We start from the raw sequence: 12,443 nt of genomic DNA, 5'->3' as shown, positions 1-12,443 counted from the left end.
GGTGTTCTGCGCAGAGCGCTGTTCAGTCCATCAGCTGGGGAATGGCGGGCACGGCCTGCTCGGGGCCCATGGCGGCGTAGCCGCCGTCCACCGCGTAGTCGGCGCCGGTCACGAAGCTCGCGTGGTCCGAGCACAGGAAGAGCACCACCTGCGCCACCTCGTCCGGATCGCCCACGCGCCCGAGCAGGTGAAAGGGCGCGGCCACGCGATCGGTCTTGGCGCGGTCGCCGCCGCTCAGGCGCTCCGTCACGGCCGACCACGTCCAGCCGGGCGAGACGCTGTTCACCCGGATGTTGTCCTGCGCGAGGTCCATCGCCATGTTGCGGGTGAGCTGCGCCATCGCGGCCTTGCTCACCGGATAGAGCCAGCGCCCCGTCTGCGCCACGCGCGCCGAGATGCTCGTGAAATTGACCACCGCCCCGCCCCCGGCCGCCACCATGTGCGGGTGCGCGGCCTGCAGCATCGCCACCGCGCTCGCCACGTTCACGTTGAACGAGGTGAGCCAGTCGGCGCGCGGCGACTTGAAGCCGTCGTCCACGTACGAGCACGCGAGGTTGACGAGAAAGTGCACCCCGCCGTGCTGCGCCGCCGCCTCGGCGACGCACGCCTTCACCTGCGCGTCGTCCGTGATGTCGGTGCGCACGAAGCGCACGCCCGCGCCCAGCGAATCGGCCAGCGCCTGGCCGTTGCCGGCGTCGATGTCGGCGACCACGACCTTCACGCCGGCCGCATGCAGCGCGCGCACGAGCCCCACGCCTATCAATGTGGCGCCGCCGGTGACGATGGCGCTCTTGCCTGCGAGTCCCTTGAACATGACGTTGGCTCTCCTCGGTAGGTCGATCGATGGATTGATCACGCAGGCCGGGCTGGCCTGTGGGGCGAACGTTACGAGGGGGCGGGCGTTGGAAGCGTCCCGCAAACGCAGGCGCTGTCCCTGGTGCGCAGGTTTTTGCCGAGGGGAGGTCCGAATTGTGGGCGGGGATGGTTTTTGCTACGGTGCCCTCGCCCCCATGGAAACCGTCACCACCCCCACGCTGCCTCTGCAGGCCCTGCCGCTGCAGCGCTACCGGCTGTTCGAGAGCCACGACATGGACGAGGCGCGCGAAAGCGTCGCGCGCGTGTTCTGCCCGCACGGGCTGGTGATGCTCAAGCCCCGCACCGAACTGGACGCCTGCCACCACAGCGCGCGGCTGCACCGGGACGTGAGCCTCAATTACGTGCAGTACGGGCCGGGCGTGCAGATCGATCCGGGGTATCTGCAGGACTTTTTCCTGCTCCAGATTCCGCTGCGCGGCGGTGCGGAGATCCGTTGCGGCGCGCAGCAGGTGGATGCGACGCCGCGGCTCGCGTCGCTCCCCTCGCCGACCGAGCCGCTCTCGATGCGCTGGGCCGACGACAGCCCGCACCTGATCGTGCAGCTGGCGCGCTCGGCGCTGCTCACGCGGCTCGAATCATTGCTGCAGGCGCCTGTCGGGCAGGCGCTGGTGTTCGATCTCGGCGTGCCGCTGGACAACCCCGCGCTGGCGCCGCTGGTGCACTTCATCGACTACCTGCGGCTGACGCTCGATGCGGGGAATGCGCTGCAGACTGGCAGCGCGCTGGGGGAGCATGCGGAGGCTTATCTGATGTCCAGCCTGTTGATGTCGGCGGGGCACAACTACTCGCGGGCACTTGCGGGGGATGCGCAGCGGCGGCTGTTGCCGCGGGTGGTGCGCAGGGCGCAGGAATACATGGCGGCGCATGCGCAGGAGCCGCTGTCGCTGGCCGATGTGTGCCGGGAAGTCGGGTGCAGTGCGCGGGCGTTGCAGATGGCGTTTCGCGCGCATGCGGGGCAAGGGCCCATGGAGTTCCTGCGCGAGATGCGGCTGGAGAGGGTCCGCGCCGAATTGCAGGCCTCGGCCGGCGCCGCAGGGAGCGGCGTGCGCGAGGCGGCCCAGAAATACGGATTTCTTCACATGGGGCACTTCGCGGCGCAATACCGTGCGCGCTTCGGGGAGCGGCCGTCCGAAACGCGGGTATCTCGAGGCCTTTGAAGCGGCGCGCGAGCACTCGCGCAGGCGCGGCGAAGCAATGCGGAGCCAGACTGCCGGCCTGGCAAGCCGATGCTCTTCGGACATCAAAGGCCGCCTCGACGGGGGCCGGTACGGCGTCCGAGGCCCTGCATTCCGCGCGCCGGCGCTTGCAACGCGAGGCCGCGCGAGCCGTGCGAGGCCGCGCGATCGTCAGCCGCTGGCCTTGATCGCGTCCACCAGATACCGCACGAAGGCCTTGGACGCATCGGGGAGCGACCGGCCGGCCATGGTCTCGATCTCCAGGTGCCGCGCGTTCATTTCGCGGTCCTTCAACGGGATGGCCACCAGCGCCTTGCTCTGCAGCAACGTGCGTATCGACAGCGCACCGTAGAAGGCGATGCCGCCGCCGGCCGCCGCAAAGCTCAGCAGCGCATTCGCGTGATTGCTGGACATGGCCTGCACATAGTGCAGGCCCTGCCGGGTGCAGCTGGCGTCCAGCAGGCGGCGTATCGAGCTGTCCTCCTGCGGAAGCCCGAGCGGGTAGCCCACCACCTGGCGCAGCGACAGCTGCCGCTGCGAGGCCAGCGGATGGGCCCTGGCCATCACGGCCAGGATGGGGCTCGGGTGCCGCAGCTCGATCTCGATGCCGGGCTCGGGCACGGCGCTCAGGGTGATGCCCACGTCCGCTTCGCCATCGCGAACCCGCCTGGAAATATCGGCGAGCGAGCAGACCTCCAGGTGAAAGCGAATGCCCTCGTGCTTGCGGCGAAAGTGCGCGATCAGCGTGGGCACGAAATCGAAGGCGAAGCCCTCGGTGCTCGCCACGCGCACATGCCCGCTGCGCAGCCCGCGCAGGCTGGCGATGTCGTTCGCGACCCGCTCGATGTCCTGCTGCGCCCGCTTGGCATGCGCCGCCAGCAGCTCGCCCGCGGCATTGGGCTGCATGCCGCGCGCATGGCGCTCGAAGAGCAGCGTGTCCAGCTCGCGCTCCAGCCGCGCCACCTGCCGGCTCACCGCCGAGGGCGCCACGTTGAGCTTGAGCGCGGCCTCTTTCACCGAGCCGGTTTTCACGACCTCGAGAAAGTAGCGAACGGCGGTTTCCTGCAAGGCACGAAGCGGCATGAATCTCTCCTGTGACGCGAGGCGATGCGGCCTGCATCGATTGCCGATTCGGCAACGAAAAATTCTAAACATTGCGCTTGTGGCACCGGCCTGGCGCTCCTAGGATGAATCCGCCGGCCCCTGAAGTCCCCGCCGAAATTCCCCGTCGAAATCCCAGGAGTTCACGATGAATCATTTCTCGCGCATCGAGCGCATGACGCGCACGGCGCTGCTGTGCGGCCTCGGCTTGGGGCTCGGGCTCTGCGCCGTCGCGCCGGCCGCCGCAGCCGACTTTCCCTCGCATCCGGTCACGCTGGTCATTCCGTTCCCGCCGGGCGGCGCGACCGACGTCAACGGGCGGGTGATCGCGCAGCGCCTGGGCAAGGAGCTCGGCCAGCCCGTGGTGATCGAGAACCGCGCGGGCGCCGGCACGGTGGTCGGCGCAAGCTATGTGTCCAAGGCCGCGCCCGACGGCTACACGCTGCTGCTCAGTTCGGGCTCCACCTTCACCGTCAACCCGGCGATCCGCCCCAACCTGCCCTATGACCCGGTCAAGAGCTTCGAGCCGATCGGCATCGCGGGGCGCGTCGCGCTGATCCTCCTGGCCAACAGCGAGGTGCCGGTGCAGACGGTCCAGCAGTTCGTGGACTACGTGAAGGCCGCGCCGGGCAAGTATTCGTACGGCTCCTTCGGCACTGGCACCACCGCGCAGTTCGCCGGCGAAAGCGTGCTGCATGCGACCGGCCTGAAGATGACGCACGTGCCCTACAAGGGCAGCGCCCCCGCGATGACCGACCTCATGGGCGGCCAGATCCAGTTCAGCATCGACACGGTGAGCGCCGCGATGCCCCAGCTCAAGAGCGGAAAGATCAAGGCCATTGCGCTGACCACGGCCAGGCGCTCGGCGCTGCTGCCCGACGTGCCCACGTTCGCAGAGAGCGGCTACGCCGGCGTGGACATGGATTCGTGGCTGCTGCTGGCAGCGCCCAAGGGCCTGCCCGCCGATGTGAAGGCCAGGCTGGAGAAAGCGCTGGTCGCGACCATCGCCGACCCCGACACGCGCGCCAAGCTGCTGGGCCAGGGGCTCGAGCCGGCCTTCAGCAACGCCGCCGCGTCGAGCGAACTCATCAACCGGGAACTGCCCCTGATGCGCGCCGTTGCGGCGCGCGCGAACATCACCGCCGACTGATGAAGCCGAACACCACCTCTCACACCGCGGGCTGCGAGCTCGTGGAGAAATCCGCCGTCGAATTGCGCCGCCTGATCGGCAGCAAGGCCATCTCGCCCGTCGAGCTGCTGCAGGCGTGCATTGCGCGGATCGAGCGCGTGAACCCCTTCGTCAACGCGGTGACCGCGACGTGCTTCGAGCGCGCGCGCGCCGAGGCCGCGGCGGCCGAAAGCGCGGTGATGCGCGGCGACACGCTCGGCCTGCTGCACGGCCTGCCGCTGGGCGTGAAGGACCTGGAGCCCACCGAAGGCCTGCTCACGACCTGGGGCTCGGCGATCTACCGCGACCACGTGCCCACGCAGGACATCGAGCTGGTGGCGCGCCTGCGCCGCGCGGGCGCCATCGTGGCGGGCAAGACCAACGTGCCCGAGATGGGCGCGGGCGCCAACTCGCGCAACGACGTGTGGGGCGCCACGGGCAACCCCTTCGATCCGAACCTCAATGCCGGCGGTTCCTCCGGCGGTTCGGCGGCCGCGCTGGCCTGCGACATGCTGCCGGTGTGCACGGGCTCGGACACCGGCGGGTCGCTGCGCATTCCGGCGGCCAAGTGCGGCGTGGTGGGCTTCCGGCCCTCGCCGGGCATCGTGCCCAGCGTGCGCAAGCCCCTGGGCTGGACGCCCATTTCAGTCGTCGGCCCCATGGGCCGCACCGTGGAAGACGCCTGCCTGCAGCTGGCCGCCTCGGCCGGCCCGCACGCGGGCGACCCGCTGAGCTATCCGCTCGATCCGATGTCCTTTCTCGCGCCCCAGCAGGTCGACCTGGCCGGCCTGCGCGTGGCGTGGACCGAAGACTTCGGCACCTGCGCCGTGGACGAGCGCATCCGCGCCGTCTTCCGCCAGAAGATCGAGGCGATGCGGCACCTGTTTCGCCGCTGCGACCGCGTCGACTTCGAGATGGGCGAGGCGCACCGCTGCTTCGACGTGCTGCGCGCGGAAGCCTTCGTGGCGGGCATGCAGGCGGCCTACGAGCGCGACCCCGAGAGCCTGGGGCCCAACCCGCGCGCGAACTACGAAATGGGCGCGCGCATGAGCCTGCTGGACAGCGCCTGGGCGCAGGCCGAGCAGACGCGGCTCATCCAGCGCTTCCAGGCGACCTTCGCCGACTACGACCTGGTGCTCTCGCCCACCACGCCGGTGTCGCCCTTTCCATGGACGCAGCTGTATGCCGCCCACATCAACGGCGAGCCGCAGGCCAACTACTACCGCTGGCTGGCGCTCACCTACGTGGTCACGCTCACCACGCATCCGGCCATCTCGCTGCCCTGCGGGCTGGACCACGCCGGCATGCCGTTCGGCCTGCAGGTCGTGGGCGGCTTTCGGGCCGACCACCAGGTGCTGGGCGCGGCATCGGCGATGGAAAAAGCCTTCGCGGCCCACGCGCAGCTGCGCCGCCCGCGGCCCGACCTGGCGTCGCTGCGCGCGGCCGAACCCGCGCTGACTTCGATCGTCAGGACACCGCCGGTGTTGCGGGGCGGCGGCGGAACCGCGGCCTCTGCTTCCATTTCCGCCGTCTGAGGATGCGCGGCGTTCGCCGCGTCCAAAGCCCGGTCAATGCTCGTGAGGAAAGAGCCGTTCGATCGGGCAGTGCGTCTTGATGAACGGCGACTTGATGACGATGTAGCTGAAGTACTTCGAGATGCCGATGTTGCGCTCCAGCAGGCCCTCGATCACTTCCTGGTAATGGTTCACGCCCCGCGTGAGAAAGCGCAGCAGGTAGTCGTAGCCGCCGCTCACCAGGTGGCACTCCAGCACCTCGTCCACCTCGCGGATCGCGGCCTCGAAGCGCACGAAGTCCTCGCGGTGGTGGTCCTGCAGCGTGACCTCGGTGAACACCGTCAGCGTGTCGCCGAGCTTCTCCAGGCGCAGGTGCGCGCCGTAGCCGGCGATGTAGCCGGCCTGCTCCAGCCGCTTGACGCGGATCAGGCACGGGCTGGGCGACAGTCCGACTGCGTCCGCCAGGTCCACGTTGGTCATGCGCCCGTTCTTCTGCAACTGGGCCAGGATGCGCAGGTCCAGGCGGTCGATCTTGAAAGCTTCTGACATGGCGGTGCCTGATAACGGGAAAGGTCCGATTCTGCGTCGTCGCCCGGTGATGCCGGGGGCTTTTGCGCGCCGGCCCGTTCAGGCAGCCAGTGCGGCGCGCACGTCGGGCGCGTCGAGCACGTCGTCCAGCGTCTTCGCGAGCCGCGTGAACAGCTGCGCGAATTCGTCCTCGGTGAAGGTGAGCGCGGGCGCAAAGCCCAGGATGTGGTCGCCGAAGGAGCGGAACACCAGCCCGTTGCGATAGCCGGCGGCGAAGATGCGCTCGGACAGTCCGAGCGCCGGATCGAAACCGCGCTTGCTCGCCTTGTCGCTCACCAGCTCCAGCGCGCCCAGCAGGCCGCGGTGGCGCGCATCGCCCACCAGCGGATGGCCGCGCAGCGCATCGAGCCCGGCCGCGAAATGCGCGGCGCCGCGCTGTCCGTTGGCCAGCACGCCGCCTTCTTCGTAGAGCCGCAGCACTTCCAGCGCGACCGCGGCGCCCACGGGGTGCGCCGAATAGGTGGCGCCGTGGCCGATCGACGCGCCGGCGGGTGCGCCGTCGGCGATGCCGGCGTACACCTTCTCGGACATCAGCGTGGCGCCCATCGGCACATAGCCGGCGGTCAGCCCCTTTGCCATGGTCATGAGGTCGGGTTCCACCCCTTCGGCCTCGCACGCGAACATGGGGCCGGTGCGCCCGAAGCCGGTGATGACCTCGTCCACGACGAAGAGGATGTCCAGCTCGCGCGCGGCCTCGCGCATGGCCTTGAGCCAGCCCACGGGCGGCACGATGACGCCGCCCGAGCCCTGGATGGGTTCGCAGAAGAAGGCGGCCACGTTGTCGGCGCCCAGCTCGGCCACCTTGGCGCGCAGCGCCGCGACCGACGCCGCGATCAGCGCCTGCGGGTCGCCGCCGTCGGCGCGGCGGTAGGCGTAGGGCGAGGCGATGTAGTGCTGCGTGGGCAGCGGCAGGTCGAAGCCTCGGTGAAAGGCCGGCAGCGCCGTGAGGCCCGCGCCGGTGGACGAGGAGCCGTGGTAGCCGCGCTCCAGCGCAATGAACTGCTTCTTGGCGGGCCGGCCGGTCGCGTTGTAGTACTGCACGATGAAGCGCACCGCCGCATCGACCGAATCGGAGCCGCCCAGCGTCAGGTACACGCGGGTCAGCGACGCGGGGGTGATCTGCACCAGCTTCTCCGCCAGGCGAATGGCCGGCTCGCTGCTGAAGTGGAAGTAGCCGGTCGCGTACGGCAACCGGCGCATCTGCTCGGCGGCGGCCTGCACCACGCTCTCCTGCCCGTAGCCCACGTTCACGCACCACAGGCCCGCGAAGGCATCGAGCAATTCGTGGCCGCTGCCGTCGGTCAACCAGGCGCCGCGGCCCGAGGCCAGCACGGTCGGGCCGCGCTGCTCGTGCACGCGCCAGGGCGAGACGGGGTGGATGAGGTGCGCGCGGTCGATCGCGTCGAGCGCGGCATGGTGGGGCAATGCGGTGGGATGCGTCATGACGGTGTGTGTGTGGAAGCGAGAGCGAAGAAGGCTTTCGGTGCCCTCAGCTTAGGCGGCGCATCGCGCGAGGTGGTGCTGCTTTGGGGGTGCTGCGCGCAGCAGGCTGCGGTTGTGTGCGGCGCGCTCAGCAGATCGTGCGGTCGTCTTTTCAAGCCGACCGATCGCGCCCCTCAATACCCGCGCGCACGATCGACCAGGCCGACCATCGGCTCGCCGGATTCGAAGCGCGCGAGGTTGTCCAGCAGCGCCTGCGCGGCGCTCAGCGGCTGCGTCATGCTCGCGATGTGCGGCGTGAGCCGGATGCGCGGATGGCCCCAGAAGGCGTGCGCCGGCGGCAACGGCTCGGGGTCGGTCACATCGAGCACCGCATCGCCGATCTGCCCGCTGGCCAGCGCCGCGAGCAGGTGCGCGTCCACCAGTTGCGGCCCGCGCCCCACGTGCACCAGCCCCGCGCCCGCGGGCAGCAGCGAGAAGAGCCGCGCATCGAGGAAGCCGCGCGTCGAATCGGTCAGCGGCAACAGGCACACGAGGATGTCGGTGCGCGCGAGGAAGCCCGGCAGTTCATCGGCGCCGGCATGGCACCGCACGCCCTCGACCGCGTGCCGCGAGCGGCTCCAACCGGCGCAGTCGAAGCCCAGCGCGACGAGCTGCGCCAGCGCGGCCTGCCCGAGCGAGCCCAGCCCCAGCACGCCGATGCGCCGCTCGCCGGCGGGCAGCACCGGCAGCGGCTTCCACAGGCCCTCCGCCTGCTGGCGCTCGTACTGCGGCATGTTGCGGTGCAGGCCGAGCACCGCATGCGTCACGTACTCCACCATGCCGCGCACGATGCCGGGCTCGACCATGCGCACCACCGGCAGCGCGGGCGGCAGTGCCGCGAAGTCGAACTGGTCGACGCCCGCGCCCGAGGAAAACAGCACCTGCAGGTTCGGGAAGCGCGCCGCCATGTCTGCCGGCGGCTCCCAGGCGGCAAGAAAACGCACCTGCGCCGGATCGCCGATGTCGGGCCAGATGCGAAAGTCGATGTCGGGCCGGCGGCGGGCGAACACCTCGGCCCACTGGCGCCCGCGCACGGGGTCCGACTTGTAGAGGAATGTGGTGGTGGTGATGGTGGTGGTGGTGCCCATGGATCGCCCCTTCAGCCCACGGCCTGCGTGACGATCGCGAACAGCGTCGGTCCCGCCGGCGGCACGGCCAGCGGCGTGCCGCGCACCATTGTCGTGGGCGCGTCCACGCGCAAGAGGCCGATGCTCTCGAGCCACTCGGCCAGGCCGCTTGCGAAGTCGATGTCGATGCGCGTGAACTGGCCGGCATTCAGTCCCGCGAGGTGCGCGATCAGCGCCTTCGCGCCTTCGGCATCGGGGGCGACCACCGGGCCGATCGAATGCCCGCGACCGAAGCGCCGCAGCATCGCGAAGCCGACCGGTTCGTTGTCGCGATCGAGCACCACGCAGGCATCGGCGCTCTGCAGCAGATCGGCGATCAGCGCATCGCGCCGCATGCCGCGCGCCGCCGCATCGAGCGCCTGCAGCGCGGGCAATTCGTTCAGGCCCGCCGGGCGCAGGCGCCAGCCCGGCTTCAGCGCGACCAGCGGCGGCGGCAACGCGATGCCCTGGTGCTGGCGCATCTCGCCGGTGCGCACGAAACCCAGCCGCTCATAAAGGCCGCGCCCCTCGGCGGTCGCGTGCAGCAGCACGGTGCGCTCTTCCAGGCCTTCGAGCAGCGCACTCATCAGCCGGTGCCCGATGCGGCGGCCCTGGCACGCGGGCGAAACGATCACCAGCCCGATGGTGGCGTGGCCCTCGCCCCAGAGCCAGCGCTGGCCGGTCGCGACGATCTCGCCGTCGCGCTCGGCGGCGATGCCCTCGGCATGCGCGAATGTCTGCGCCCAGTCCGCGGGGCGATGCGGCCAGCGCAGTTCGGCGGACAGCGCATGCGCGCGCGGCAGGTCCGCGGGCGTCATCGGCCTGAGCACCACGCCGTCCATGGCGGGTGCGTTCGAAGTGGGTTCGGGCATCGGAAAAACTCTCTGTGGCGGTGGAAATTGCGCGTCCATCTTGGACGACATCGCCGCGCCGCACCAGAGCGAATCGGGCCTGCGCCGCAACTCGCAAGCTTCGCCCGCCGCGCGCCCCGGTTTTGCAATTCGCTGCGGTGGCGCGCCCGCATACGCACACAAATGCTGCGCCAACCTGCCTAGCATCGATCGCCATTCCCCACATGCCGCTTCTCTTCGCTCCATCGCTCCATCGCTCCATCGCCATGCAACGCTTCGCGCCACGACACATCCAGCAGCCGGCGCCGGCCCGCGCTTCAAAAGCGTGCTCGCCGGCTTTGGCGCGGCGCACCGAGGTGCATGGCCGCACGCACAAAGGGCAGACCGCACGGCATGCCGTCATCGGCCCTGCAAACCGCAGCTTCGTTGCGGCGGACGCCGTTTTTCCCTACATCCCCCAAGCGGCTGCGTGCTGCAATCACTTCGTAATGAGCTTGTCGCAATCACCATCTTTCCGCCACCGTTGAAAAAGGATTCGAGACCATGACCTTCCGTCCCAAATACGTCACCTTCGACTGCTACGGCACCCTCACCCGGTTCCGCATGGACGAGATGACCGCCGACCTCTTCGCCGACCGCATTCCGACCGAGCGCATGGCCGAGTTCGTCGCCAACTTCACCGCCTATCGCTTCGACGAGGTGCTGGGCGCCTGGAAGCCCTACGAGGTGGTGCTCAAGAACGCGGTGCGGCGCCTGTGCAGGAAATGGAAGATCCAGTACCTGGACAGCGACGCGCAGAAGTACTACGACGCGGTGCCCACCTGGGGCCCGCACGCCGACGTGGCAGCGGGCCTGGCCAAGGTGGCCAAGGAGATCCCGCTGGTGATTCTCTCGAACGCCTCGGACGACCAGATCCAGAAGAACGTGGCCATGCTCGGCGCGCCCTTTCACCGCGTCTACACCGCGCAGCAGGCGCAGGCGTACAAGCCGCGGCTGCAGGCCTTCGAGTACATGCTCGATTCGCTCGGCTGCAACCCGGAAGACGTGCTGCACGTGTCGTCCAGCCTGCGCTACGACCTCATGTCGGCGGACGACATGGGCATCGTCAACAAGGTGTTCGTGAACCGCGGCCACGGCCCGGGCAACCCGGCCTACCGCTACACGGAGATCAAGGACATCGGCGGACTTCCCGGCGTCGTGGGCCTCTGATCCGCCAGCGGTCCGCTCTTCTCTTCATGCCATGAAGCTCGATTCCTACTGGACCGATTCGGCACCGGCCTTCTCGCCCGCGGCGCACGCGCTGCCGGGGCAGGTCGACGTCGCGATCGTGGGCGGCGGCTTCACGGGCCTGTCGGCGGCGCTGGCATTCGCACGGCGCGGCGCCCGCGTGGCGGTGCTGGAGGCCGGCGCGCGGGTGGCGGCCGAAGCATCGGGCCGCAACGGCGGGCACGTGAACAACGGGCTGGCCATGGACTACGCCGATGTGGCGGCCAAGGTCGGCATCGAGAAAGCCCGCGCCTGGTACCACGCCTACGACGCCGCGGTGGACAGCGTGGCGCGGCTGGTGCGCGAGGAGGAGATCGACTGCGACTTCCTGCGCCACGGCAAGCTCAAGCTCGCCACGCGGGCCAACCAGATGGCCGCGCTCGAACGCAGCGCGCAGCGCCTGGCCGACGACGGCGTGGACACCGATGTCGAAGTGCTGGACGCGGCACAGGTGCGCGCCGAGGTGCAGAGCGAGCGTTTCCACGGCGGGCTGCTCTACAAGCGCAGCGGCCAGATGCACATGGGCCGCTTCGCCCACGGCCTGGCCACCGCCGCGCAGCGCCACGGCGCGCAGATCCACACCGCCACCGCCGTGGAACGCATCGAGCGCATCGGCCAGGGCCATGCGCACCGGCTGCACACCGCGCGCGGCACCGTCACCGCGCAGCAGGTGCTGCTGGCCACCGGCGCCACGCGCCATGGCGGCTACGGCAGCTTCGGCTGGCTGCGCCGGCGCATCGTGCCGATCGGCAGCTTCATCGTGGTGACCGAGCCGCTGGGCGCCGAGCGCGCGCAGGCGCTGCTGGCGGCGCGGCGCACCTACACGACGGTGGCGAACATCCATCACTACTTCCGCCTCACGGCCGATCACCGGCTGGTGTTCGGCGGGCGGGCGCGCTTCGCCGTCTCCAGCCCGCAGTCGGATGCGGCGAGCGGCGAGGTCCTGCGCGCGGGGCTGGCCCAGACCTTTCCGCAGCTGGGCGCCGTGCGGCTGGACTACTGCTGGGGCGGCCTCGTGGACATGACGCAGGACCGCCTACCCCACGCCGGCGAGCGCGACGGCCTCTACTACGCCATGGGCTACAGCGGCCACGGCACGCAAATGTCGGTCCACATGGGCGCGCGCATGGCCGCGGCGATGGGCGGCGATGCGCGCGCGAACCCCTGGCAGGGCCGCGACTGGCCCGCCATTCCCGGTCACTTCGGCCCGCCCTGGTTCCTGCCGGCGGTGGGCATGTACTACCGGCTCAAGGACAGGCTGGCCTGAGCGCCGCCGCCCGATCTGCGTTCCCCCTCGATTTCTTCCACCCCACGGC

Annotated in this window: 12 protein-coding genes; 6 read left to right on the top strand and 6 right to left on the bottom strand. The window is 70.0% G+C overall.

Going from position 1 to position 12,443, the window contains the following annotated elements; genetic code table 11:
- Window positions 1-22 precede the first annotated feature (22 nt).
- Window positions 23-814, bottom strand: coding sequence for an SDR family oxidoreductase (locus tag JC881_RS07255; RefSeq protein WP_198785022.1), 792 nt, complete (start codon window positions 812-814; stop codon window positions 23-25).
- A 196-nt stretch (window positions 815-1,010) separates the two neighbouring features.
- On the opposite strand from JC881_RS07255, the gene JC881_RS07250 reads away from it, so the two are divergent.
- Window positions 1,011-2,033, top strand: coding sequence for an AraC family transcriptional regulator (locus tag JC881_RS07250; protein WP_198785021.1), 1,023 nt, complete (start codon window positions 1,011-1,013; stop codon window positions 2,031-2,033).
- A 189-nt stretch (window positions 2,034-2,222) separates the two neighbouring features.
- Here the strand turns inward: JC881_RS07250 and JC881_RS07245 are convergent, their stop codons facing one another.
- A complete protein-coding gene (locus tag JC881_RS07245; protein WP_198785020.1) occupies window positions 2,223-3,134 on the bottom strand; it encodes a LysR family transcriptional regulator in 912 nt (303 codons plus the stop codon).
- Between the two features lie 193 nt (window positions 3,135-3,327).
- Between JC881_RS07245 and JC881_RS07240 the strand changes: the two genes are divergently transcribed.
- Together JC881_RS07240 and JC881_RS07235 are read left to right on the top strand one after the other, a co-directional pair.
- Window positions 3,328-4,302, top strand: a complete 975-nt coding sequence (locus tag JC881_RS07240; RefSeq protein WP_198785300.1) for a Bug family tripartite tricarboxylate transporter substrate binding protein — start codon at window positions 3,328-3,330, stop codon at window positions 4,300-4,302.
- Entirely contained in the window at window positions 4,302-5,855 is a 1,554-nt protein-coding gene (locus JC881_RS07235) for an amidase (RefSeq protein ID WP_198785019.1), read from the top strand. Before JC881_RS07240 ends, JC881_RS07235 begins: the two co-directional genes overlap by 1 nt.
- Window positions 5,856-5,888: 33 nt before the next feature.
- On the opposite strand, the gene JC881_RS07230 is transcribed toward JC881_RS07235, so the two are convergent.
- From JC881_RS07230 to JC881_RS07215, 4 genes are all read right to left on the bottom strand, one after another.
- Window positions 5,889-6,383 (bottom strand): Lrp/AsnC family transcriptional regulator, encoded by a 495-nt coding sequence (locus tag JC881_RS07230; RefSeq protein WP_013539071.1) that lies wholly within the window; start codon window positions 6,381-6,383, stop codon window positions 5,889-5,891.
- A gap of 78 nt (window positions 6,384-6,461) precedes the next feature.
- Complete coding sequence (locus JC881_RS07225; RefSeq protein WP_198785018.1) at window positions 6,462-7,865, bottom strand: aspartate aminotransferase family protein; 1,404 nt, start codon at window positions 7,863-7,865, stop codon at window positions 6,462-6,464.
- 173 nt (window positions 7,866-8,038) lie between these two features.
- Window positions 8,039-8,992, bottom strand: a complete 954-nt coding sequence (locus tag JC881_RS07220; RefSeq protein WP_198785017.1) for a 2-hydroxyacid dehydrogenase — start codon at window positions 8,990-8,992, stop codon at window positions 8,039-8,041.
- 11 nt (window positions 8,993-9,003) lie between these two features.
- Window positions 9,004-9,882, bottom strand: a complete 879-nt coding sequence (locus JC881_RS07215) for a GNAT family N-acetyltransferase (protein ID WP_198785016.1) — start codon at window positions 9,880-9,882, stop codon at window positions 9,004-9,006.
- 245 nt (window positions 9,883-10,127) lie between these two features.
- Between JC881_RS07215 and JC881_RS07210 the strand changes: the two genes are divergently transcribed.
- Genes JC881_RS07210 through JC881_RS07200 form a run of 3 tightly spaced genes read left to right on the top strand, consistent with a single transcriptional unit; the run spans window position 10,128 to window position 12,394 of the window.
- The gene (locus tag JC881_RS07210) at window positions 10,128-10,388 is read left to right on the top strand and encodes a hypothetical protein (RefSeq protein WP_198785015.1); all 261 of its coding nucleotides are present in this window, start codon (window positions 10,128-10,130) and stop codon (window positions 10,386-10,388) included.
- Between the two features lie 16 nt (window positions 10,389-10,404).
- A complete protein-coding gene (locus JC881_RS07205) occupies window positions 10,405-11,070 on the top strand; it encodes a haloacid dehalogenase type II (RefSeq protein WP_198785014.1) in 666 nt (221 codons plus the stop codon).
- A gap of 31 nt (window positions 11,071-11,101) precedes the next feature.
- Window positions 11,102-12,394, top strand: a complete 1,293-nt coding sequence (locus JC881_RS07200; RefSeq protein ID WP_198785013.1) for an NAD(P)/FAD-dependent oxidoreductase — start codon at window positions 11,102-11,104, stop codon at window positions 12,392-12,394.
- The last annotated feature ends 49 nt before the right edge of the window (window positions 12,395-12,443 follow it).

Source organism: Variovorax sp. IB41 (assembly GCF_016405905.1).
GTDB lineage: Bacteria > Pseudomonadota > Gammaproteobacteria > Burkholderiales > Burkholderiaceae_C > Variovorax.
Note: the sequence above shows the minus strand (reverse complement) of the source record. Positions and strands in the feature narration are given on the sequence as shown.

What these genes read in the sequence shown, in the direction of transcription:
- JC881_RS07255 (WP_198785022.1), bottom strand. Translation starts at nt 814, where the DNA reads ATGTTCAAGGGACTCGCAGGCAAGAGCGCCATCGTCACCGGCGGCGCC.
- JC881_RS07250 (WP_198785021.1), top strand. Translation starts at nt 1,011, where the DNA reads ATGGAAACCGTCACCACCCCCACGCTGCCTCTGCAGGCCCTGCCGCTG.
- JC881_RS07245 (WP_198785020.1), bottom strand. Translation starts at nt 3,134, where the DNA reads ATGCCGCTTCGTGCCTTGCAGGAAACCGCCGTTCGCTACTTTCTCGAG.
- JC881_RS07240 (WP_198785300.1), top strand. Translation starts at nt 3,328, where the DNA reads ATGACGCGCACGGCGCTGCTGTGCGGCCTCGGCTTGGGGCTCGGGCTC.
- JC881_RS07235 (WP_198785019.1), top strand. Translation starts at nt 4,302, where the DNA reads ATGAAGCCGAACACCACCTCTCACACCGCGGGCTGCGAGCTCGTGGAG.
- JC881_RS07230 (WP_013539071.1), bottom strand. Translation starts at nt 6,383, where the DNA reads ATGTCAGAAGCTTTCAAGATCGACCGCCTGGACCTGCGCATCCTGGCC.
- JC881_RS07225 (WP_198785018.1), bottom strand. Translation starts at nt 7,865, where the DNA reads ATGACGCATCCCACCGCATTGCCCCACCATGCCGCGCTCGACGCGATC.
- JC881_RS07220 (WP_198785017.1), bottom strand. Translation starts at nt 8,992, where the DNA reads ATGGGCACCACCACCACCATCACCACCACCACATTCCTCTACAAGTCG.
- JC881_RS07215 (WP_198785016.1), bottom strand. Translation starts at nt 9,882, where the DNA reads ATGCCCGAACCCACTTCGAACGCACCCGCCATGGACGGCGTGGTGCTC.
- JC881_RS07210 (WP_198785015.1), top strand. Translation starts at nt 10,128, where the DNA reads ATGCAACGCTTCGCGCCACGACACATCCAGCAGCCGGCGCCGGCCCGC.
- JC881_RS07205 (WP_198785014.1), top strand. Translation starts at nt 10,405, where the DNA reads ATGACCTTCCGTCCCAAATACGTCACCTTCGACTGCTACGGCACCCTC.
- JC881_RS07200 (WP_198785013.1), top strand. Translation starts at nt 11,102, where the DNA reads ATGAAGCTCGATTCCTACTGGACCGATTCGGCACCGGCCTTCTCGCCC.